The organism is Hyphomonadaceae bacterium BL14, assembly GCA_027627705.1.
Taxonomy (GTDB): Bacteria; Pseudomonadota; Alphaproteobacteria; order Caulobacterales; family Maricaulaceae; genus Oceanicaulis.
Map to the genome: position 1 here is coordinate 399,519 of CP091242.1, position 21,710 is coordinate 421,228.

The 21,710-nt window shown below is 67.6% G+C and carries 19 protein-coding genes; 14 read left to right on the forward strand and 5 right to left on the reverse strand.

The window, feature by feature from the left end:
- The first annotated feature begins 90 nt into the window (after positions 1-90).
- Positions 91-1,698 (forward strand): cisplatin damage response ATP-dependent DNA ligase, encoded by a 1,608-nt coding sequence (locus tag L2D00_01820; protein ID WBQ13436.1) that lies wholly within the window; start codon positions 91-93, stop codon positions 1,696-1,698.
- A 223-nt stretch (positions 1,699-1,921) separates the two neighbouring features.
- On the opposite strand, the gene L2D00_01825 is transcribed toward L2D00_01820, so the two are convergent.
- Positions 1,922-2,803 carry a hypothetical protein gene (locus L2D00_01825; GenBank protein ID WBQ13437.1) on the reverse strand — a complete coding sequence of 294 codons (882 nt, stop codon included), beginning with the start codon at positions 2,801-2,803 and terminating at the stop codon, positions 1,922-1,924.
- Between the two features lie 102 nt (positions 2,804-2,905).
- Between L2D00_01825 and L2D00_01830 the strand changes: the two genes are divergently transcribed.
- The 9 genes from L2D00_01830 (at position 2,906) to L2D00_01870 (ending at position 13,444) form a co-directional block, all read left to right on the forward strand.
- Positions 2,906-3,388 (forward strand): MerR family DNA-binding transcriptional regulator, encoded by a 483-nt coding sequence (locus L2D00_01830; protein ID WBQ13438.1) that lies wholly within the window; start codon positions 2,906-2,908, stop codon positions 3,386-3,388.
- A gap of 94 nt (positions 3,389-3,482) precedes the next feature.
- Positions 3,483-5,270, forward strand: coding sequence for an acyl-CoA dehydrogenase C-terminal domain-containing protein (locus L2D00_01835; GenBank protein WBQ13439.1), 1,788 nt, complete (start codon positions 3,483-3,485; stop codon positions 5,268-5,270).
- Between the two features lie 31 nt (positions 5,271-5,301).
- Positions 5,302-6,468, forward strand: a complete 1,167-nt coding sequence (locus L2D00_01840; protein WBQ13440.1) for an acyl-CoA dehydrogenase family protein — start codon at positions 5,302-5,304, stop codon at positions 6,466-6,468.
- Positions 6,469-6,576: 108 nt separating this feature from the next.
- The gene (locus L2D00_01845; protein WBQ13441.1) at positions 6,577-7,785 is read left to right on the forward strand and encodes an acetyl-CoA C-acetyltransferase; all 1,209 of its coding nucleotides are present in this window, start codon (positions 6,577-6,579) and stop codon (positions 7,783-7,785) included.
- Between the two features lie 4 nt (positions 7,786-7,789).
- Positions 7,790-8,050, forward strand: a complete 261-nt coding sequence (locus L2D00_01850) for a hypothetical protein (protein ID WBQ13442.1) — start codon at positions 7,790-7,792, stop codon at positions 8,048-8,050.
- Positions 8,047-10,245 (forward strand): 3-hydroxyacyl-CoA dehydrogenase NAD-binding domain-containing protein, encoded by a 2,199-nt coding sequence (locus L2D00_01855; protein ID WBQ13443.1) that lies wholly within the window; start codon positions 8,047-8,049, stop codon positions 10,243-10,245. The genes L2D00_01850 and L2D00_01855 overlap by 4 nt, the downstream gene beginning before the upstream one ends.
- A gap of 282 nt (positions 10,246-10,527) precedes the next feature.
- Entirely contained in the window at positions 10,528-11,301 is a 774-nt protein-coding gene (locus L2D00_01860) for a tyrosine-protein phosphatase (GenBank protein WBQ13444.1), read from the forward strand.
- Positions 11,298-12,626, forward strand: coding sequence for an anthranilate synthase component I family protein (locus tag L2D00_01865; protein ID WBQ13445.1), 1,329 nt, complete (start codon positions 11,298-11,300; stop codon positions 12,624-12,626). The genes L2D00_01860 and L2D00_01865 overlap by 4 nt, the downstream gene beginning before the upstream one ends.
- Positions 12,623-13,444, forward strand: coding sequence for an aminotransferase class IV (locus L2D00_01870; GenBank protein WBQ13446.1), 822 nt, complete (start codon positions 12,623-12,625; stop codon positions 13,442-13,444). Before L2D00_01865 ends, L2D00_01870 begins: the two co-directional genes overlap by 4 nt.
- Positions 13,445-13,484: 40 nt before the next feature.
- Here L2D00_01870 and L2D00_01875 read toward each other — a convergent pair whose 3' ends face one another.
- From L2D00_01875 to L2D00_01885, 3 genes are all read right to left on the reverse strand, one after another.
- Positions 13,485-14,045, reverse strand: a complete 561-nt coding sequence (locus tag L2D00_01875) for a GcrA cell cycle regulator (GenBank protein ID WBQ13447.1) — start codon at positions 14,043-14,045, stop codon at positions 13,485-13,487.
- Positions 14,046-14,259: 214 nt separating this feature from the next.
- The gene (locus L2D00_01880) at positions 14,260-15,183 is read right to left on the reverse strand and encodes a hypothetical protein (GenBank protein ID WBQ13448.1); all 924 of its coding nucleotides are present in this window, start codon (positions 15,181-15,183) and stop codon (positions 14,260-14,262) included.
- An 11-nt stretch (positions 15,184-15,194) separates the two neighbouring features.
- A complete protein-coding gene (locus L2D00_01885) occupies positions 15,195-16,766 on the reverse strand; it encodes a hypothetical protein (protein ID WBQ13449.1) in 1,572 nt (523 codons plus the stop codon).
- A 56-nt stretch (positions 16,767-16,822) separates the two neighbouring features.
- Between L2D00_01885 and L2D00_01890 the strand changes: the two genes are divergently transcribed.
- From L2D00_01890 to L2D00_01905, 4 genes are all read left to right on the forward strand, one after another.
- The gene (locus L2D00_01890) at positions 16,823-17,161 is read left to right on the forward strand and encodes a DUF1491 family protein (protein WBQ13450.1); all 339 of its coding nucleotides are present in this window, start codon (positions 16,823-16,825) and stop codon (positions 17,159-17,161) included.
- Positions 17,162-17,265: 104 nt separating this feature from the next.
- Complete coding sequence (locus L2D00_01895; protein ID WBQ13451.1) at positions 17,266-17,679, forward strand: hypothetical protein; 414 nt, start codon at positions 17,266-17,268, stop codon at positions 17,677-17,679.
- A 331-nt stretch (positions 17,680-18,010) separates the two neighbouring features.
- Entirely contained in the window at positions 18,011-18,499 is a 489-nt protein-coding gene (locus L2D00_01900) for a hypothetical protein (protein WBQ13452.1), read from the forward strand.
- Positions 18,429-19,829, forward strand: coding sequence for a terminase family protein (locus L2D00_01905; GenBank protein ID WBQ13453.1), 1,401 nt, complete (start codon positions 18,429-18,431; stop codon positions 19,827-19,829). Before L2D00_01900 ends, L2D00_01905 begins: the two co-directional genes overlap by 71 nt.
- Positions 19,830-19,833: 4 nt before the next feature.
- Here L2D00_01905 and L2D00_01910 read toward each other — a convergent pair whose 3' ends face one another.
- Positions 19,834-21,438 (reverse strand): glycosyltransferase family 39 protein, encoded by a 1,605-nt coding sequence (locus L2D00_01910; GenBank protein WBQ13454.1) that lies wholly within the window; start codon positions 21,436-21,438, stop codon positions 19,834-19,836.
- Between the last annotated feature and the right edge of the window lie 272 nt (positions 21,439-21,710).

A 21,710-nucleotide genomic window follows, 5' to 3' on the forward strand; every position in this document is an offset into this window, starting at 1 on the left:
GTGGCGGGATTCTGGCAGGTGTGAAGCGGGGCGTCAGGGGGAGAGGGCTGTGCTGGCCGTGTCCCGCCCCCGCGCGCTATATCCATCGCCATGGAGCGTTTTGCGCGATTGCTGGACCAGCTGGCCTTTACCCCGCAGCGCAATGGCAAGCTGCGCGCGCTGGAAGTGCATTTCGGGCAGGTGCCGGACCCGGAGCGGGGGCTGGCGCTGGCGGCGCTGACCGGGGCGCTGGAGTTTCGCGGGGCCAAGGCCGGCGTGATCCGGGCGCTGGCGGCGGAGCGCACGGATCCGGTGCTGTTTGCCCTGTCTTATGACTATGTCGGAGACCTGGCTGAAACCGTGGCGTTGATCTGGCCCGCGCGGCGCAGTGCCAATCGTGCGCCGGATCTGGCCGAGGTGATCGCCAAGCTGCAGACGATGACCCGCGCCGAGGCACCCGCCCAGATCGAGGCCTGGCTGGATGCGCTGGACGCGACCGGGCGCTGGGCGCTCTTGAAGCTGGTGACCGGCGGGCTTCGCGTGGGGGTATCGGCGCGGCTGGCCAAGACGGCGCTGGCGCAATATGGCGGCGTGCCGGTCAATGCGATCGAGGAAATCTGGCACGGGCTGGTGCCGCCCTATGAGGCTCTGTTTGCCTGGCTGGAGGGCCGGGCCAAGCGGCCCGAGAGCGCGGCGAAATCGCCCTTCCGCCCCGTCATGCTGGCCCACCCGGTGGCACCGCGCGATCTCGACGCGCTGGCACCAGACGACGTGCAGGCGGAATGGAAATGGGACGGCATCCGCGTGCAGGCGGTGAGCGAGGGCGGGGTGCGCCGGCTCTACACGCGCACCGGGGACGATATCTCCCACGCCTTTCCCGATGTGCTGGCGGCGCTGGACTATGAAGGCGCGCTGGACGGCGAACTCCTGGTGCGCGCCGGCGATGGCGGGCCGGCCCCCTTCGGTGATCTGCAGCAGCGCCTGAACCGCAAGACCGTGTCCAAAGCGATCGTGACGCGCCATCCCGCCTTTATCCGCGCCTATGATCTTCTGGTGGAGGGTGAGGACGATTTGCGCGCGCTGCCCTTCGCGGCGCGCCGGGCGCGGCTGGAGGCGTTTGTGACGGCGCTCGGCTCGGACCGGATCGATCTGTCGGCACCGATCCGGTTTGAAAGCTGGGCGGCGCTGGACGCCCTGCGCGCCGATCCGCCCCACGCCCATGCCGAAGGCGTGATGATCAAGCGCCTGGCCAGTCCCTATCTGCCCGGGCGTCCGCGTGGGGAATGGTTCAAGTGGAAGCGCGATCCGTTTCTGGTGGACGCGGTTCTGATGTACGCCCAGCGCGGCCACGGCAAGCGGTCGAGCTTCTATTCCGATTTCACCTTCGGCGTCTGGCGCGCGGGCGAGGACGGCGAGGCGCTGACCCCTGTTGGCAAGGCCTATTTCGGGTTCACCGATGCCGAGCTCAAACAGCTCGACGCGTTCGTGAAGGCGCATACCGTCGAGCGCTTCGGGCCCGTGCGCGCGGTGAAGGCGGGGCCCGAGTTCGGCCTGGTGCTGGAGATCGCGTTCGAGGGGCTCAATCGCTCGCCACGCCACAAATCGGGCGTCGCCATGCGCTTCCCGCGCATTCATCGCATCCGCTGGGACAAACCGGCTGCCGAAGCGGACCGGCTGGAGACGCTTGAGGCGATGTTGGGGGACGGGGGCCTGTTATGAACTCGCCCCGTCAAAGCCTCCTCTCCCCTCTCTGAGGGGAGAGGGTAGGGTGAGGGGTGTGCGGCGGTCCAGCCATGCGGGGCCAAGCAATGTGATCCGGAGAGGTCCGCCCCCTCACCTTTATCCTCTCCCCCATAAATGGGGGAGAGGGGGCTTCTACGGAGCGCTTTTATCGGTGAAGCCAGTGGATGGCTTTTCCACAAATGAAGTCAGCGGCCTCCACCTACTCCCCCGACGCCTCTCTCAGCCGCCGCGCGGCCGCCATGGCTTCCAGCGCTTCGCCGTCGGTGCGGGCACCGCGGGCGGCGATGTCGTAGAGGTCGGCGGCGGCACCAAGCTCGCCGGCGGCTTCTTTCAGGCGCGCCAGGCCCAGGGCTGCGCGGGCATGCTCCGGCTCGAAGGCCAGGACGCGTTCGAACTGGACGGCCGCCTCGGCGCTGTCGCCGGCCCGGGCCAGGCACGCGCCCTGGGCCGCGATCAGATCGAGATCCCAGGGTGCATCTTCCAGCTCCAGTGCAATACCGGCGCAGGCGGGGTTCAACGCGGCCGCGCGCTGGGCCGGTGTGGATGCAGGGCCGGGCTGTGAGGTTTGCGCAGGCTCCGGCGCGGCGCGCGGGGTCATGGCTGGACCGGCGGATGTGGGTGCGGGTTCAGGCGGCGGCACCGAAGACGGTGCCGGTGACGGCTCCGGAGACTGCGCCGCGCCGGGGGCCGGTCTGGCCGCTGCCACACGCGCTGCGGGCGGCGCGGTCCATCCGTGTGCATCCAGGGTCAGCCATACGCCGCCTGCGCGTATCTCGGCTGTCTGCATGGGTGCACCGTCCAGCGTGAGGCGTACGCCGTCAGGCTCGGGCGCCAGGTGCAGCGCCGCGATGGGCGCGGGGCCGGCCGGGGTGATCCGTCGCGCGGCTTCGCCGTCCACGCCGGTAATGTACAGCGCGCCAGCTTCGATGAAGGCTGACGCCGGCTGGCGGTCAAAAGCGAGCCAGAGATGCGGCCCGCCGTCGCGCTCCACCAGGAGCACGTCGCGCAACTGCGCCTGAGCGGGGGCCGCCGCGCCAAGCGACGCGGCGGCCAGGAGGCAGGTGAGGGGGCGAGAGACCATGGATGAAGCATTGGCGCGAGTCGCCCGCCGCGCCTAGGTTTGTAGCGGGCTGCCATCTGATTGACGTTGACGTGAACGTAAAGCTGGTAGATGGTGACCGCCATGAGCCAAACACCCGCGCCTGACTCGCTCTGGACGATCCGGGAGCTTGCCGAACGCTTCGGCGTCACGGCGCGCACGCTGCGCTTTTACGAACAGAAAGGCCTGCTCAAACCGCGTCGGCGGGGGGCAACGCGCCTGTACACCGCCGCCGATTGCGCGCGGCTGGAGCTGATCCTGCGCGGACGGCGCGTGGGCTTTTCCCTCGAAGATGTACGCGAAATGCTGGAGATCGAACAGCTCGATCACGGCTCGCGCGCGCATTTGGGCCTGGCGCTGGAGCGCATGCGTGACCGTATCGCGGTGCTGGAGCGCCAGCGCGACGATATCGACGGGGCGCTGGCCGAGTTGCACGCCGGGACGCGCTGGCTGGAAGAGCGCCTGGCCAATCGCGAACCGCCTGACGACATCAAACGCCGCGCGCGCGCCTTCGAGGCGCTGGCTGCGGCGCGCCTGACCGAATGGGCCGCCGGCCCGCCTGACTGACGCCTCATACCGACACGCCAGACCCTGACTGGCTGGCGGCCAACCCTCAAGCCGGCCCGATATCGCGCGCCGGCCCGACACTTCGGAGACCAACATGCCCCAGTACCGCGCCCCGCTTCGTGACCAGAAATTCGTCCTCAACGAGCTTCTCGACGTCCAGCAATACAGCCATCTGGACGGCTTCTCCGAGGCGACCCCGGATATCATCGACGCCATCCTGGAAGAGGGTGCCAAGCTGTGTGAAAACGTGCTGGCCCCGCTGAACAAGACCGGCGACGTGCAGGGTTGCACGCTGAAAGACGGCGTCGTTACGACCCCCGACGGGTTCAAGGACGCCTATGCCCAGATGACCGAAGGCGGCTGGACCGCGCTGTCGGCCGATCCGCAATATGGCGGTCAGGGCCTGCCGCATTTCCTGAACCTCGCCTTCAACGAGATGGTGACCAGCGCCAACATGGCGTTCGGCATGTATCCGGGTCTGACCGGCGGCGCGGTGCATGCGCTGGTGGTGGGCGGTTCGGACGAGCAGAAGCAGATGTACCTGCCCAAGATGATTTCCGGCGAATGGTCGGGTACGATGAACCTGACCGAGCCCCATTGCGGCACGGATCTGGGCATGCTGCGCACCAAGGCGGTGCCCAATGGCGACGGGTCCTACAAGATTTCCGGCCAGAAAATCTGGATTTCGGCGGGCGAGCACGGCCTGTCGAAGAATATCGTTCACCTGGTGCTGGCACGCATTGAAGGCGCGCCGGCGGGCGTGAAGGGTATTTCGCTCTTCGTGGTGCCCAAATTCATCCCCGATGAAAACGGCGAGCCGGGCCAGCGCAACACGCTGAAATGCGGCGGGCTGGAGCACAAGATGGGCATTCACGGCAATGCCACCTGCGTCATGGATTATGACGAGGCCACCGGCTGGCTCGTGGGCGAGGAAAACAAAGGCCTGCGCATCATGTTCGTCATGATGAACGAGGCACGCCTGGGCGTGGGCCTTCAGGGTCTGGGCCTGGCCGAGACCGCCTACCAGTTCTCGCTCAGCTTCGCCAAGGACCGGCTTCAGGGCCGCTCGCTGACGGGGCCGAAAAACCCGGACGGCCCGGCCGATCCGATCATCGTGCACCCGGACGTGCGGCGCATGCTGATGGACCAGAAAGTGTTTGTGGAGGGCGCGCGTGCGCTGGCCTACTGGACCGCGCTGCAGGGCGATCTGGAGCACAAGGGCGAAGACGAGAAGGCGCGCGAGACAGCAGGCGATTACATGGCGCTGCTGACCCCGGTGATCAAAGCCTATCTCACCGACAAGGGCTATGACAGCGTTTCCAAGGGCCTGCAGATTCATGGCGGCTCGGGCTTCACCGAGGAGTGGGGCATGTCCCAGCTCCTGCGTGATGCGCGCATCACCCTGATCTATGAAGGCACCAATGGCGTGCAGGCCCTGGACCTGGTGGGCCGCAAGCTGGCCATGAAGGGCATGGCGCCGATCAATAATTTCTTCGCCGCCCTCGACGCCTTCGTGGCGGAAAACAAGGGCGACAGCGCCATCGCGTCGTCCGTCGAGGGGCTGGAAGCCGTCACCGCCAAGCTGAAACGCGCCACCAACTGGCTGGTCGAGAAGGGGCTGGAGAATTTTGATAATGCGGGCGCGGCCTCGACCGATTATCTGCACCTGTTCGGCCTGACCTGTTTTGCCTGGACCTGGGCGAAAATGGCCAAGATTGCCGCTGCGAAAGCCGCCGCGGGCGAGACCGATCCGATCTACGCGGCCAAGCTTGTCACGGCGGAGTATTTCGTCGCCCGCTGGCTGCCGGATGCCGACGCCCATCTGGCGCGCATCGAAAGCGGTGCCGGCAATTTGATGGCGCTCGCCGCCGAGGCGTTCTAGGCCGGCTGCGACCCAGACAGGAGACACGATCATGAATGCCCAAGTGCTCAATACGCCCCGTCCCGCCTGGCTCGACCAGGAGGATGTGAACATGTTCGACCACGCCGTGCGCGGCTTCCTGACCAAGGAATGCCTGCCTCACGGCGACCGCTGGGAGAAAGAGGGCCAGGTCGACCGGGACATCTGGACCAAGGCGGGCGAGGCGGGCCTGTTGTGCCCGGCCTGCCCGGAAGAATACGGCGGTGCGGGCGGGGACTGGCGCCATGACTACGCCTTCCACATGGCGGTGGCCGAGCTGGGCGTGGACGGCTGGGGCGCGTCTTTGCATAACTCCATCGTGGCTCCGTATGTCTGGCATTACGGCTCGGAAGAGCAGAAGCAGCGCATCCTGCCCAAAATGCTGACCGGCGAGTATGTCGGTGCCATCGCCATGACCGAGCCCGGCGCGGGTTCGGACCTGCAGGGCGTGAAGACCACGGCGGTGCGCGATGGCAATGGCTATCGCATCAATGGCTCGAAGACCTTCATCACCAATGGCGGCACGGCCAATCTCATCGTGGTGGTGGCCAAGACCGATCCCAAGGCCGGTGCCAAGGGCACCTCGCTCTTCCTGGTGGAGACGGACGGGCTCGACGGCTTCCGCCGCGGGCGCAATCTCGACAAGGTGGGCCTGAAAGCCCAAGACACCGCCGAATTGTTCTTTGAGGACATGTGGGTGCCGGCCGAAGCCCTGCTGGGTCAGGACGAGGGCCGCGGCTTCGTCCAGCTGATGGAGCAATTGCCCCAGGAGCGGCTGCAGATCGCGGTACAGGGCGTGGGCATGATGAAGCGCGCGCTGGCCGAGACGATCAATTACGTCAAGGAGCGCAAGGCTTTCGGCAAGGCGGTCATCGATTTCCAGAACACCCAGTTCAAGCTCGCCGAGCTGAAGACCAAGGCCACCATCGCCGAGGTGTTCTGCCAGCACTGCTCAGATCTGCTCATCGACGGCAAGCTGGATGCAGCCACGGCGTCCATGGCCAAATACTGGGTCACCGACATCCAGTGCGAGCTGGTGGATGAATGCGTCCAGCTCCATGGCGGCTACGGCTTCATGAACGAATACCCGATCGCCCGCATGTGGCGCGACGCGCGCGTGCAACGCATCTATGGCGGCACCAACGAAATCATGAAGGTGCTGATCGCAAGGACGCTTTAGGTAGCGCGTTTTCCCTTCAGCCCCGGAGCCCGCTCCGGGGCGACTCCCCCTCAAGCGGGGCAAGACAAACAACACTGAATTCTCTGATTCAACCGGGAGACACCCCCAATGACCGACGCTTACATCTATGACGCCTGCCGCACGCCGCGCGGCAAGGGCAAGAAGAATGGTTCGCTGCACGAGATCACCGCGCTGCAGCTGGCGACCCAGCAGCTGGAAGCCATTCGTGACCGCAATAATCTCGACACCAGCGTCATTGATGATGTGGTGCTGGGCTGCGTTTCGCCGGTGGGCGAGCAGGGCGCCAATATCGCGCGCGCTGCAGCCCTGAATGCGGGCTATGCCGAGACGGTGTCGGGCTTTCAGGTCAACCGCTTCTGCGCCTCGGGGCTGGAGGCGGTGAATCTGGCCGCCGCGAAAGTCATGTCGGGCGAGGCGGACATGGCCATTGGCGGCGGGGTCGAGGCCATGAGCCGCGTGCCCATGGGATCCGATGGCGGCGCGATGGTGGTCGATCCGGAAATGGCATTCGACCATTACTTCGTGCCCCAGGGCATTTCGGCCGATCTGATCGCGTCGAAATACGGCTATAGCCGCGACGATGTGGACGCCTATGCCGTGGAAAGCCAGAAGCGCGCCGAGCAGGCGTGGAAAGAGGGCCGGTTCACCAAGGGCGTGGTGCCGGTGAAGAACCAGCTGGGCCTGACCCAGCTCGATCATGACGAGCACATGCGCCCGGGCACGGACATGCAGTCGCTGGCGAGCCTCAAGCCCGCCTTTGCCGATCTGGCAGCCTTTGTGGGCCTCGACAAGGTGGCGATCCAGCGATACCCGGACCTTGAAAAGATCAATTTCGTCCACCACGCCGGCAATTCGTCGGGCATCGTGGACGGCGCCTCGGCCATCCTGGTGGGCACCAGGGAAATGGGCGAGCGTCTGGGCCTGAAGCCGCGCGCGCGCATTCGCTCCATGGCCTCCATCGGGTCGGAGCCGACCATCATGCTGACCGGCCCGGCGCCGTCGGCGCGCAAGGCGCTGAAAAAAGCCGGCATGAGCGAAAAGGACATTGATCTCTACGAGATGAATGAAGCTTTCGCCGCGGTGGTGCTGCGCTTCATGGAAGATCTCGGCGTTCCCCACGACAAGGTCAACGTCAATGGCGGTGCCATTGCGCTCGGCCACCCGCTGGGCGCGACCGGGGCCATGATCCTGGGCACGCTGTTGGATGAGCTGGAGCGCACCGGCAAGGGCACGGCGCTGGCGACGCTCTGCGTCGGCGGCGGCATGGGCACGGCCACGATCATCGAGCGGATCTAGGGCGATGGCCGAAGACGAGGGCAAGCCGGAGCGCAAGTTTGGGAAGGCCGCTTTTGCGGCGGGCCTGCCCATCGGCATAGGCGTTGGCATGGCGCTGGGCGTGGCGTTCGGCACGATCTTTGGCGATGTCGCACTGGGCCTTGCGTTTGGCGTCGCGTTTGGCGTTGCGCTGGCCCCGGCCTTCGGCGCCGCCCGGACCAGAACCAAAAAGAATTCACCGGATGCGCCTGATGAGGACGCATCAAAGGAGGAGAACTCCCAATGAGCTACACACACTTCAAATTCGAGGTCGACGGCGACGGGATCGCCCTGATCACCTTTGACTCTCCCAACGTGTCCATGAATGTCCTGTCGGCCGACGTGATGGCCGAGATGGGCCAGATCATCGCGCGCATCCAGGGCGAGGACGCCATCACAGGCGCGGTCATCACGTCGGGCAAGAAGGCGTTCTGCGCCGGCGCCGACCTGACCGAGCTGGGCGCGGGCATGGCGGACCTCAAAGGTCTGCCCGAGGATGAGGCCAAGCAGAAACTGTTCGACATTGCCTATCGGCTCAACGCCTCGCTGCGTGCGCTGGAGACCTGCGGCAAGCCGGTCGCCGCGGCGATCAACGGCCTGGCGCTGGGCGGCGGGTTCGAGGTGACGCTGGCGTGCCATTACCGCGTGATGGCGAGCGATACCGGCGCCAAGCTCGGCCTGCCCGAAAGCCTGGTGGGCGTGCTGCCCGGCGGCGGCGGCACCCAGCGCCTGCCGCGTCTCATCGGCGTGATGAATGCCGCGCCGGTGATGCTGCAGGGCAAACAGTTCGACGCCGAGACCGCCAAGGCGCAAGGCGTGGTTCACGAGATCGCCCCGGTCGCCGAGATCGTGGAGAAGGCCAAGGCGCTGGTGAAAGCCAATCCGCTGGGCTCCAAGCAGCCCTGGGACCAGGACAAGTTCAAAATCCCCGGCGGCGGCCCCTACCACCCCCAGGGCATGCAGGTGTTCGGCGCGGCCAGCCCGATGCTGCTGAAAGAGACCTACGGCAATTATCCCGCCCAGCGCTATATCCTGTCGTGCGTCTATGAAGGGCTTCAGCTGCCCATGGACGCGGCGCTGCGCATCGAGAGCCGGTATTTCACCAAGCTTCTGATGCGGCCTGAAAGCCGCAACATGATCCGCTCGCTGTTCCTGTCCAAACAGGCGCTGGAAAAGGGCGGACGCCGCCCGGCGGGCCAGTCGAAATCCGACGTGCGCAAGATCGCCGTCATCGGCGCGGGCTTCATGGGTGCGGGCGTGGCCACGGTGTCGGCCCAGGCTGGCATTGAAGTGGTGCTGATCGACCGCGATCAGGAGGGCGCCGACAAGGGCAAGCAGCACGTGCTTGATCATTTCGCCAAGGGCGTGCAGCGCGGCAAGCTGTCTGAAGCCAAGGCGAAAGCCATGGGCGATCTGGTCACGGCGACCACCGATTATGCGCATCTGAAAGATGTGGACCTGGTGGTGGAAGCGGTGTTCGAGAACTCCGAACTGAAGCACCAGATCACCAAGGCAGCGGAAGAACACCTGCCCAAGGATGCGATCTTCGGGTCCAACACCTCCACCATTCCGATCACCTCGCTGGCGCAGGCCTCGTCGCGGCCGGAAAACTATATCGGCATCCACTTCTTCTCACCGGTTGAGAAGATGATGCTGGTGGAGCTGATCGTGGGCGAGAAGACCGGCGATGCGGCGGTGTCGCGCGCAATCGATTTCGTGTCGAAGATCAAGAAGACCCCGATCGTGGTGTCCGATACGCGCGGCTTCTACGCCAATCGCTGCGTGATGCGCTTCATCGAGCAGGGCATGTACATGCTCACCGAGGGCGTGAAGCCGGCCCTGATCGAGAACGGCGCGCGCATGGCCGGCATGCCGGTCGGCCCACTCTCCCTGCAGGACGAGGTGGCCATTGATCTGGGCTACAAGGTGCTGCAACAGACCAAGAAGGATCTGGGCACCGCCTTCGAGGATACGCCCAACGCCACGGTCATCGAGACCATGTACGAGCTGGGCCGCTATGGCCGCAAGAACGCCAAGGGCTTCTATGTCTATGACGGCAAGTCCAAGCGTCTGTGGGACGAGCTGGGCCAGTTCGCCCCGAACGGCACACTCCTGAGTGACGATCAGCAGCCGTCTGTGGACGAGATCAAGGACCGCATCCTCTACGCCCAGGCGCTGGAAGCGGCCCGCACCATGGAGGAAGGCATCGTCGCCGATCCGCGCGAAGCCGATGTGGGCTCCATCCTGGGCTGGGGCTTTGCGCCCTATACAGGCGGCGTCCTGTCCTTCATCGACACGGTGGGCGCCGCCGACTTCGTCAAGCGCGCCGATGAGCTGAAAGCCAAGTACGGCAAGCCGTTCGAGGTGCCCCAGCTCCTGCGCGACATGGCGGCGAAGACAGAAACCTTCTACGGCCGGTTTGCGCCCAAGCAGGCGGCTTAGGGTTCAGGTTTATCGTTGAGACTGGAGAGCCCCGGTGCGGTAACGCGCCGGGGTTTTTCTTTCCTTCCTGCGCTAACCTAACCTGCCTTCCCGGCCGACCGCAGGGAGAGCCGGGATCCATCCCCTAATCCTGTCCACCTGCGCAGCGGTTGAGACGATCATGGATGGGTCCCGGATCGGCTACGCCGTCCGGGAGGGCACAGGTGGGTATATTGGCTCCCACCCCACCCCCATCCCCTGCCTCCGCTTGCCGCCTTGCGCGCAGCGGGCTAGGTCTGATGTATGAGCGAGCGAGTCCTTCCCCTGTCGGGTGTTTACAATTTCCGCCGGTTCGGCGCTTACCAGGCGGTCGATGGCGGGCATGTGGCCGACCGGCTCTACCGGTCGGGCCAGTTCTCGCGCGCGACGCCCGAGGATCAGGCGCGCCTCGACGGCCTGAACATCCAGGTGGTGGCTGATCTGCGCCGGCCGCGCGAGCGTGAGCTGGAGCCGAGCTTCTGGGTGCAGCGCGACGGCGTGCGGGTGCTGGCCAGCGACCATGCCGGTCATGCCGAGCCGCCGCACATGGTGTTCCTGCGCGACAGCGATATGAGCCTCAATTCCATCCGCCAGTTCATGACGCAAACCTACAAGCGCCTGCCCTTTGACGAGGGCAATATGGCGGTGTTCCGCGCCGGGTTCGAGGCGCTGGCAGAGGCCGATGACGAGGCGGGCTTCGTGGTCCACTGCGCGGCAGGCAAGGACCGAACCGGACTGTTCTGCGCCTTCCTCCTGATGGAGCTGGGCGTGGACGCCGATGTGGCGCGCGAAGACTATCTGATGACCAACACCGCCGTCGATTATGACGAGCTCGCCCCCAAAGTGCAGGCGCGCCTGCACGAGCAGCTGGGCAAGCACGTGGGCGACCGTGAGATCCGCGCCTTTCTGGGCGTGGAGGGCGATTATCTGGATGCCGCCATGGCGGCGGTGGGGGATGTTCACGCCTATCTGCGCGGACCACTGGGCCTGTCCGACGAGACGTTGCAGGCGGTGAAGGCGAGGCTGATCGCGCCGTGAGCACGGTGCAGCTGCCCGGCTGGATCGATCCGGACGCGGCACTGGCCGCCTTTGACGGTGAACCCTGGACCTTGCTCATGCGCGGTGGCGGCGCGGATGCGCGCGGCCGCTACAGCTATCTGTGTGCGCAGCCTGAATTCACAGTTCTGGACGACGATCCGGCGCGCGGCTTTGCGCGCCTGCGCGCGCGATTCCGGCCCGGCATGGCGCAGGACGCCGGCCAAGACGGGTTTGCCGGCGGGTATGCCGGCCTGCTCGCTTATGATCTGGGCCGGGCGTTCGAGGCGGTTCCGCCGTTGCCACCGGGCCTGGCACCGTGGCCGGCGCTCGCCATGGGCTGGTATCCGGCCGTGATCCGCTTTGATCATGTTGCGGGGAACGTGGTGGTGCGCGGGGAGCGGGACGCGGCGCAGCGTCTGGCAGCCCGGATCGCCGATGCGCCGTGTGAAGCGGTCGCGATGGAGCCGCGCGGCGGCGCGCAGCTTGATCAGGTGTGGAGCGATGCGCGCTATCTGGACGCGGCGCGCCAGGCGCGCGCTCTTGTGGCGGCAGGCGACATCTTCCAGGTCAATCTCTCCCATCCCCTGCGCGGACATATGCAGGGTGCCGATGCGCCGGAGCGCCTGGCTCTGCGCCTGGCTGCGTCCAGCCCGGCACCGTTTTCGGCGCTGATGCGCCTGGATGAGGCACGCGCCATCGTCACCAACTCGCCTGAGCGCTTTGTCACAGTCAGTGCGGACGGGCTGGTGGAGACCCGGCCCATAAAGGGCACGCGCCCGCGCCGGGCCGACCGGGACGAAGACGCGGCCGAGGCCGCTGCACTGGCTGTGTCAGACAAGGACCGGGCGGAAAACCTGATGATCGTGGACCTGATGCGCAATGATCTGGCGCGGGTGTGCCAGCCTGGCAGCGTGCGTGCGCGATCCCTGTTCGAGGTGGAGGGCTTTGCCAATGTCCATCACATGGTGTCATCGGTGGAGGGGCGGCTGTCACCGGGCCGGGACGTATTCGATCTGATCGCAGCGGGCTTCCCGCCAGGTTCGGTCACCGGCGCGCCCAAGCTGCGCGCCATGGAGATCATCGCCGCTCTGGAGGGCGAAAGCCGGGGTCCGTATTGCGGCGCGCTGGGCTGGATCGGTTCGAACCGCGCAGCCGATTTTAACGTGATGATACGCACCGCTGCCATGGTCCGGTCGGGTGAGGGCTGGGATGTGGAGGTCCGCTCTGGCGGTGCCATCACCATCGGCTCGGACCCGGACGCTGAGCTGGACGAAACCCGCGCCAAGGCGGCGGCGCTGCGGCAGGCTGTGGAGGAGGCGGGATGAGCGAGGTCTGGCTGAACGGACAATACGTGGCAGCCGATGAGGCGCGCCTGAGCATTTCTGATCGCGGGTTCCTGCTGGGCGATGGCGCGTTCGAGACGATCCGCGCCGGCAAGGGCCGCCTGCGCCGCTGGCCGCGTCACCGGGCGCGGCTGTCCGGGGCGCTCCATGCGCTGGAGATCGCGCCGCCCGACTGGGATCAGGTGGAGGCGGCGGCGCGCCAGTTGTCCAGGGATATCGGCGAGGCCGCCGTGCGCCTGACCATCAGCCGCGGTGCCCACGGGCCGGGCATGAGCGCGCCGTCAGGCGAGGCGGGCACGGTGCTGGTGACCGCCCGCCCGCTGCAGCCGGCGCCGAGCGCCCTGTCCCTGACGCTGGTGACCCAGCCCCGGCGCGAGCCGACGAGCCTGGCCACCCGCTTCAAGCTGACCCATTACGCCGACCCGCTCCACGCCCGTCGCCGGGCCGCCAGCGTGGGTGCCGATATGGCAGTGATGCTGTCCTCCAGCGGCCATCTGTCCTGCGCGGACAGTGCCAGCCTGTTCTGGATCGAAAAGGGGGGGCGCGTCATGACGCCGGGCGCGGACTGCGCGGCGCTGGCGGGCACGGCGCGCGGTGCGCTGATGCTGGCCTGCGCGGACGCCGGGGTGACGGTGGATGAGGTGAAGGCGGAACCCGAGGCGCTCAAGCGCGCCGAGGCGGTGTTCGTCACCAATGCGATGCTGGGCCTGGTCGCCGTTTCGCGCGTGGATGACGTCAGCTACGCCGCCAACCATCCCATGCTGTCGCGCCTGGCCGACATTGAACGGGCGGCGGAGTGATCTCCGCCGCCCGCATCAAGGCCGGTCGTGAGGGGCTGGCCTAGAAATTCGCCCGGCGCATGCCCTGCAGAGAGTCCAGTACGGCGCGTGCATCGTCGGTCGGCTTGCGCTTGCGCTTGGCCTGGGGCTGGTAGGCCATCTGGGCGTGGGCCTCGCAATAGGCACCGCCAGGACGCGTGGAGCGGCCGCAGAAGCGGAACTCGGTATCGGCCGGATCGCCGATCGGCCATTTGCACATGCCCTCGCGCAGGGTGAGCACTGTGGCGTACTCGCCATTGGCCATGCGCTTGGCGTCCACCGGGGCGGGCAGGGTCTGGACCGGTGCCGGTGCCGCCGCGGGGGCGGTGGAGGCGTCCGCTTGCACACGCGGTGCCGGTGCGGCCGCGGCGGCAGGCCGTGGCGCGCGGGCGGCCGCCGGGCGGGTGACAGGACGCCGGACCGGGCGCGAGGGTGCGGCGCGGCCCGACAGGCCCAGACGGTGCACCTTGCCGATCACGGCATTGCGCGTGACCCCGCCCAGCTGCTTTGCAATCTGACTGGCGCTAAGCCCGTCAGCCCACAGTTTTTTCAGGGTTTCGACCCGTTCGTCAGTCCAAGCCATGGCGGTGCGCTCCTCGCCTGTTACGCTATTAAATCCCCGGCGTGCGCCCCGGCATGAGACGCCACCCCTAGGCCTTCGCTTTCGCGAGACCCCTATATGTTGGGGTCAGCCACGAAATACAGTATCGGTTGGAGCGCGGGGCACAAGATGCGCACCGCTCACACCTGTGGAAAGGTGATTCGCAATCGCAGCGACAGGGGAAACGGCGCCGGGTTTAACGTGACGGGCTGGCGGCGGCAGGCGCTGACGCCGCAAGGGCGGCTGCGCGGGCGGCCGCGGCGCGGGCGTCGGCTTCGCTGGCCAGCAAGAGACCCGCGCGCAGGGCGCCGACCTCGATCCAGAGCGATTGCGTGGCCCGTCCGTCCAGGCGCAACAGATCAATGCGCACGCCTTCACGCGGGGTGAGGGCGGTGAGGGCGGTCAGCGCCTCGTCGGGGAAGGTGAAGCCATAAGCGGGCGTTCCGCCGGCGGGGGCCAGATGCCCGGCCGTTTCCGGATCGAGGCGGGCATTGGCCATGAAGCGCTGCTCGCCCCCGGCATAGGCACCCCAGGCGCCGACCGGATTGCCGCCGGGCGCGGGCCGCAGCCCGCCAATGGTGCGGTCCACCGGAGCGGCCTGACGGGCGGGGTCGCGCATCACCATGACCGCGCGCGGTGCCGGCGCATCGGCACGCAGGGCCAGTGCAGGCGCGCGCGCGCTGCGCTCTTCATAAAGACCAAAGGCGGCGGACTGGCCGCCCGGCATCTGCACCACCCGCCAGCCGGGCCGGCCTGCGGCGGCGGGCGGGCGCACGGCCCAGGCGTGGAGGCGGCCGGGCAGGGTGGGCTGGGTCAGTTCGGCCAGTGTGGCCAGACGCGCGCGGTGGGCGTCCGCGCTGGCGTGCAAGCCTGTGTCATCGCAGGCCGGGGCGCGCGTGGCGCGCTCATACCGCGCCAGCATGGCCGCATCGGCACCGGCCACAATGGCGTCGTCGCGCGCCTGGTCCAGCACCACATCGAGAAAGCTGCGCTCGACCGGGGTCAGCAGCGCGCACGCCGCGTCGCCGGCGCGCAGGCGCAGCAGCGCCTCGTGGTCGGAGGCGGGCGGGGCAGGGGGCGCAGCGGCCAGGATGAGGGCGGCGAGAGCGGGCGTGATCATACCCGCCAGTCTTACGCGGTGCGTCTTGACGTCCGGTTTACGCCATGGCCGATCAGCAGAAGCAGCACTGCCAGCGTGAAGGCACCCAGCGCGACCCAGCGGTCATGGCGCCGGATCTGGTTGCTGATCCACACGGCACTGAAGCGCGGTGCGGCGCTGGGTCCGAAGCTGGTCACGGCCGAGGCGTCCCACACCACGGCCTGGCCTTCGAGACCGGTCCACAGGCCTGAGCGCGCCAGACGGGCCGCCGCGCGTGAAAAATCAGCGCCTTCGGGCGCTGTGATCAGGGCGATGCGGCGTCCCCCAGCCTCTTCAAACAGGGCGGCCATGCCGGTGACCCGCGCGCTGCGCGTGGTGTCGTCGGCGAACGCTGTGGAGGTGTAATTGCGGCGGCGCGGGACACGATTGGCCGCAGCGCTGGCGGCGGCGCGCACTTCAGCCGGTGCCGCTGCGATCAGGCGCGGATCGATAGAGCTTTGCGGACCCAGGATCATCAGATCATGACTAAGCGGCGCATCCTCCAGCGTGTCGCCATACCAGGCGTAGAGCCAGGCCGAGCCCGAGGCGAGTGCTGCGCGCGATACCACGGCCAGCGCGGCGGCGCGGTCTTCGGGGGCGGCTGAGGCGAAGACCACCGCTGCGCGTCCGCCCTGGTCAGCTCCGAAGGGCGCGCCGCCCTGGGCCAGCGCGCCCAGCTGCGCGCGATCGCGCACCGGTGCGGCGGTGCGTTCCAGGCGCTGTGCAGACAAGGCGTCGGCCAGCTCAAAGCGCACCGTGTGCAGATTCATCGAGCGGGCGGCAAACAGCCGGGCCGAGGCGATCAGCGCGCCGGGATCGCCGGCTGACAGGCGCACATGGGTGGGGCTTGTCATGTCGATGGCGGGCAGGCCGCCGCTGGCGCGCACCTCCGCCAAGATGACCAGCTCGGCCACGCGCGGGTCAGTGACCAGGATCGGTGCCTCGCCCATGCGCAGGGCCAGACCCTGCGCGACCAGGGCTGATACCGCCAGCGCATCGCGCCCGGCCGCGCCGGCATCGATATACACCCGGCGCGGCGCGGCGTAGTGCGCGCGCAGGCCCGCTTCGAGATCGGCCAGGGTTGCGAAGCCGTCCGGCGGGGTGGAGCTGACGCGCAGCCGGCTGGCCTCGGCCTGGATCGCCCAGCCCGCCCGTGCGGCCTCGCTCAGGCGCAGGACCAGTATGTTTTCACCCGCCCGCAGTGTATCGGCGTGGAGCACAAAGCGCGCTTCGAACGCGACCGGGTCCGGCGCCAGGGCGACCGCGCGCGAGCGGTTGACGAAGACTTCAATCTGGCCGTTGGCGTTCTCGGCCAGCGGGCTGGCGCTCAGGGTCAGCTCCACGCCGGATGGTACGGCGCCGGGCGCAATCGTGAAGGGGATCCGCAGCTCGCGCGCCTGGGGCGTCAGCGTCAGCGCGGGCATGTGAACGGCGATATCGGACAGTCTGATGTCTTCGGCGCGGGGCGGGCGGATGTCCTCGGCAGCAAGGGCCTGATGGCCCAACGCGCCAAGCGCGCACACAATGCCAGTCAACAGGGCGCAAACCCGCACACGTATCGACATGAAACACTCCCCTCGGTTAGGACTTTATTAAGCAATTGACCTGCCATCAAGGTTCAATGAACGAACTCAAGGCAAAATTCTGGATCGATGCCCTGCGCTGGCGCGCCGAAGGGGCGGGCGCGTCTGTCTATGTGTCGCGCCGGGGCGATCCGGACGCCGGGGCGGTGCTGGTGAAGCTTGTGTTGCCACAGGGGTTTGCGCGCCTGTTGGCACCGGTGCGCGACTTTGAGGGCGCACGCGTCTGGAGCCAGCCTCTGGGTGCCGAACCTGTCGCGGAAGCCGAGGTGGATCTTTACGCCACACGCCGGGCCGAGCGTGATCCGGACCTCTGGGTGATCGAGATCGAGGACCGGCAGGGGCGCCATTTCCTCACCGAGCCGGTGGAGGCGGGGTAAAACCCGCTCATGGTCGACGCGCGGTAAACGCCGCACTGGTGAAGTCTTAACGCGGCGGTGCCAGACTGCCCGTCAGTCCCCTCCCTGCCGCCGCGGAACGAACCATGTTGTTTCTGTTCAACGATGCGATTTTTGGTCTCGGCGATGCGCGCGAGTTTGCGCTGGAACACCGCCTGGCCGAACCGCTGGGGCCGTCGGCGGTGATACAGCTGCGCGTGGGCCAGGTGATCAAGATGGTGCGCGAGGCGATTTTCGACGAACCGCAACTGGCCCGCACCAGCCCGGATATGGCCGCGTTCCTTGCCGCCCTGGTGGCCTGGAAAACCGACGAGGCCAATGCGCTGATGGCCGTGGCACCCCGCCACATCACCCTGAGCGCCCAGGTCCAGGTGCGCCTGGCAGCGGTGTCGCTGGTCACGCTGCAGCAATTGCGCGAACTTCAGGATGGCGGCCGGCTGTCCAGCCACGCCGCCAACATGTCGGTCTGGTCCCAGGCCCCCCAACGCCTGGGGGCGTGAGGGGGGAGCGGGAGCGCCCCGCTTCAGCGCTGCATTCCCGGACTTTGCGTGAGCGAATATCCAGGACCCATCCTGCCATATTTCAACTACTTAAGCAGCGGACAGGATCGGTGGATGGGTCCCGGCTTGCCTTTCAGGCAGCCGGGAAAACACGCTGGGTTCTCTGACGGAGCCATCGTCTGCCGCCCCCCAAATCCGCGCATAAGCCCTGCGCCTGTCCCGCCTCGCACGCCCGTCATTTCAGGCGCTTGGCCCCTCCCGATCACAATCAATCCGACCGGTGCGCTGGCGGGGTAGTGTGATGGCAGGTTCGCAATGGAGGGTTCGGGCCATGGTGGTCAGGGCGGACTGGCCGGCGATCTACGCCGACTGGCGCCGGGGCGACAGCGCGCAGCTGCTGGCTGAGCGCTATCACCTGACGCCGCTGACGATCAAGCGCCGCTGCGCGTGGGTGGATCACTTCTTTCCGCACACGGAAATGGCACCCCGTCTGTCGGGGATCGACGCTCTTATCCAGCAGGCGCTGGACGCGGCGGCCTCGGGCGACTGGACGCTGGCCGAACGCATCGTGCGGCTCGTTACAGGGATCGCCCGGGCGATCATCCTCAAGGAGGAACAGCTGATGAAGACACTCTCAACGACGGCTCAGGACAAGGACAGGACGCCTTCGCGTGACGCAACAGGACAATACGCCCGCCCCGGCAGCGAAGAACACAAGCAACTCGTCTCCGAACTCGAAGATCGCCTCGATGCTCTTGCACGATCCATCGAGCAAAGCGCGCATCCTGGAAGAGGTGCGGGCGGGGAAGAGGTCTCCTGAGGAATATCTCTACGACTGGAACCGGTGGGCGGAGGAAGCGCAAACGCCCCCCGCCGGCGACTGGCGCATCTGGTTGTTCATGGGCGGGCGCGGCGCGGGCAAGACGCGCGCGGGCGCCGAATGGGTGAGGGCCCAGGTCGCGGCGGGCGCACGGCGCGTCGCGCTGGTGGGCCCGGCCTTTCAGGATGTGCGCGAGGTGATGCTGGGCGGGCCGTCGGGCCTGTTGTCCATCGGCTATTCCCATGAGCGCCCCAGCTATGAGGTGTCGCGCCGCCGGGTGGTATGGCCGGGTGGCGCAGTGGGCTATGCCTTCAGCGCCGAGGACCCGGACGGGCTTCGCGGTCCGCAGTTTGATGCGGCCTGGGCCGATGAATTCGCCGCCTGGGCGCGGCCGCAGGAGACGCTGGACATGCTGCGCCTGGGCCTGCGCCTGGGCAGCGATCCACGACTGGTGATCACCACCACGCCGCGCCCGATCCCTGCGGTGAAGGCGCTGATCAATGCGCCGGGTGTGGTGATGACGCGCCTGTCGACGTGGGAGAACCGGAGCAATCTGGCGCCGGGCTTTGTCGAGGCGATGGAGGCGCAATACGCCGGCTCGCATCTCGCCCGGCAGGAGCTGGACGGGGTGCTGGTGGAGGACCCCGAAGGCGCGTTGTGGACGCGGGCGATGATCGAGCTGGCGCTGCGCGCTGAACGCTTTGAGCCAGACCGCATCGTGGTGGAGAGTGATGAGGGTTGGGAGGTCCTGAGCTTTGAGCATGCGGTGCTGACCGGGCCGGAGAGCTGGCGCCTGACCGGTTTGCTGCGCGGGCTGGGCGGGTCGCCCGTTGCGGGTGCCCAGGCTGGCGCGCGGGTGGTGGTGCTGGACGGGGCCGGAGCGGTGATCCCGGTGAGCGCGGATGAGCGCGGCGCGCCTTTGCGGGTCATCGCGGCACCGCCGGGCGCGCCGCTGACCGGTCCGGCGGCAAGGATTGTGGAGACGGTGTATGGCGGTGCCGACCTGCGGCCGCTGGCACCGGTGCATGCGCGCGCGCGGGTGCGCAGCGGGGCGCTGGAGGCCCGGTGGACCCGGCGCGGGCGGATCGATGCCGATGCGTGGAGCGCGGAGATCCCGCTGGGTGAGGAGAGCGAGCGCTACGCGGTGACGTTGCTGAATGCGGGCGGGGATGAGATCTGGCAGGGCGAGACGGCCCAGCCCAGGCTCACGCTGGACGCAGTGGCGCTGGCGGCTGCCCTGCCCGGCGGGGCGGACGGTGCCAGGCTACGCGTGGCGCAGGTATCGGCTGTGTACGGTCCGGGACAGGCGCGTGAGGTGGCGTTGGCATAAAGGCTCAGCGCTGCGCGCGTGCCTCGTCCGCCAGCGCCGTAGCGCGCGCTTCGAACGCGGCGTTGCGCGGGACGGGGGCGTAGCCTTCGGCCAGGAAGAGCTGATAGCGGCGCGTGCGGGTGGGGCCGAGTGCGATCACGATCTCGCCGGCCGGTTCGAAGCGCGCGAAATCTTCAGCGATGAGCGGTGCTTCGAACGGGCGCTGGGACACGACCAGAACCTCGCCCTCGAAGCCCGGGGGCAGGGGCCATACCGTGTCGGCGTAATTGTGCGCGCCCTCATAGCGCCGCCACATGAACAGCGGCGCGGGGATCGCGGTGCCATAGCGCTGCATCTGGTGAAAATCATTGCGGTTGTCGAACACCAGCGCAGCGGCGCTGGTTTCGCGTGCCGCGTCTGTCAGGGCACGCGCGGTGGCAGGCCACTCGCGCACGCGGTGGAAAGCGCTTTCTGCGCCTGCCGCGTCGGCCAGGCGCGGTGAGACGGCGAGCGTCATCATCCCCGCCCCCGCGCCGACATGAAGCGCCAACGAGGCGAACAGCGCCCAGCGCCGCCAGACCGGTCCGCGCAACAGGAAAGCCACGGCGAGGATCGTCCCGGCGGCATAGGCCGCCACGGCCCAGTTGGCGTGAGCACGGCTCAGGAAGGCCTGGAATGCCACGATCAGCAGCGGCGGTGCGGCAAAGACCGCCAGCATCAGCTCGGCGCGCGCTGCGTTCCAGTCGGGACGCCCGGCGCGCACAGCGGTGACCATGGCGGCGATGACCGCGGCAATCAGCGCGATAAACATGACCGGGCCGAAAACGGCGAACTGATCGGCCACGAACGAGAGCGCCTCGCCCGGATTGAACATGTCCGCGCCCCAGTTGGCGTTGTCGGCCGTGTGGCTGAAGGTGGAAAACTCGTTGGCGGCGTTCCACGCGATATTGCCACCGGCCGGGACCGCGAACACCGCCAGCGCCAGCCCGCCGCGCCAGCTGATCAGCGCCCGGCGCACCGGCGCGTCGGCCAGGACCGCCAGAGCGGCACCTGCGAAAAAGTAGAATGCGGCGTATTTGGCCAGGAACGCAAAGGCGAGCGCCAGGCCCAACATCACAGCGAAGGGCCAGCCCGCCCCGTCACGAAGGCGGATCAGGGCATAGAGCGCGCCCGACAGGCCCGCCATCAGCGCCACGTCGGTCGACATGATCCCTGACGACAGCCATACCGCCGGCATCACAGCCCACATCACGGCGGTCAGGGCCCCGGCGCGCGGGCCGTAGAGGCGCGCCGCCGTCAGGCCGAGCAGGCAGGCCGTGACCGTGTGCAGCAGCGGGGCGAACAGACGCACTGCCCAATCTGAATCACCGAACACGGCCGTGCTCAGCGCGATCAGCCAGGCGATCATAGGGGGCTTGGAATAGTAGCCCCAGTCCAGCTCGCGCGACCACAGCCAGTATTGCGTTTCGTCGGCATAGAGGTTGGCGGGGTTGATAATCAGGGCTCCGGTGCGGATCACCAGCAAGAGTGCGACCGCCCCGACGGCCCACCAGACCGTGCGATCCAACGCCGGCGCGGATGGGCTCAGGCCATGGGCCGGGCTTGAAGGGGCGGGTGAGGGCGCGCTCATGAGCGCTGTTCTGAGGTTCGGCGCGAGGCTTGTCAAAGCGCTCAGGCTCCGCTCTCCCCCGAGGCGTGGCCAAAAAGGCACGCTTTGCCTCTTTGTGGGGCTGTGGCTGTGGTCCGGAACGCGCGTGACCAACAGGCGCAAACGTCTGGCGATGCTGCACCGCAGCAACCGATTCCCCTTACAACAAAACAAGATAGTGCGCCGAGGGCTGCGTGGCTTACTCCGTGTGCCAACAAACAGGCGTCCAGCACTGCAACAAAAGCTTCACATAT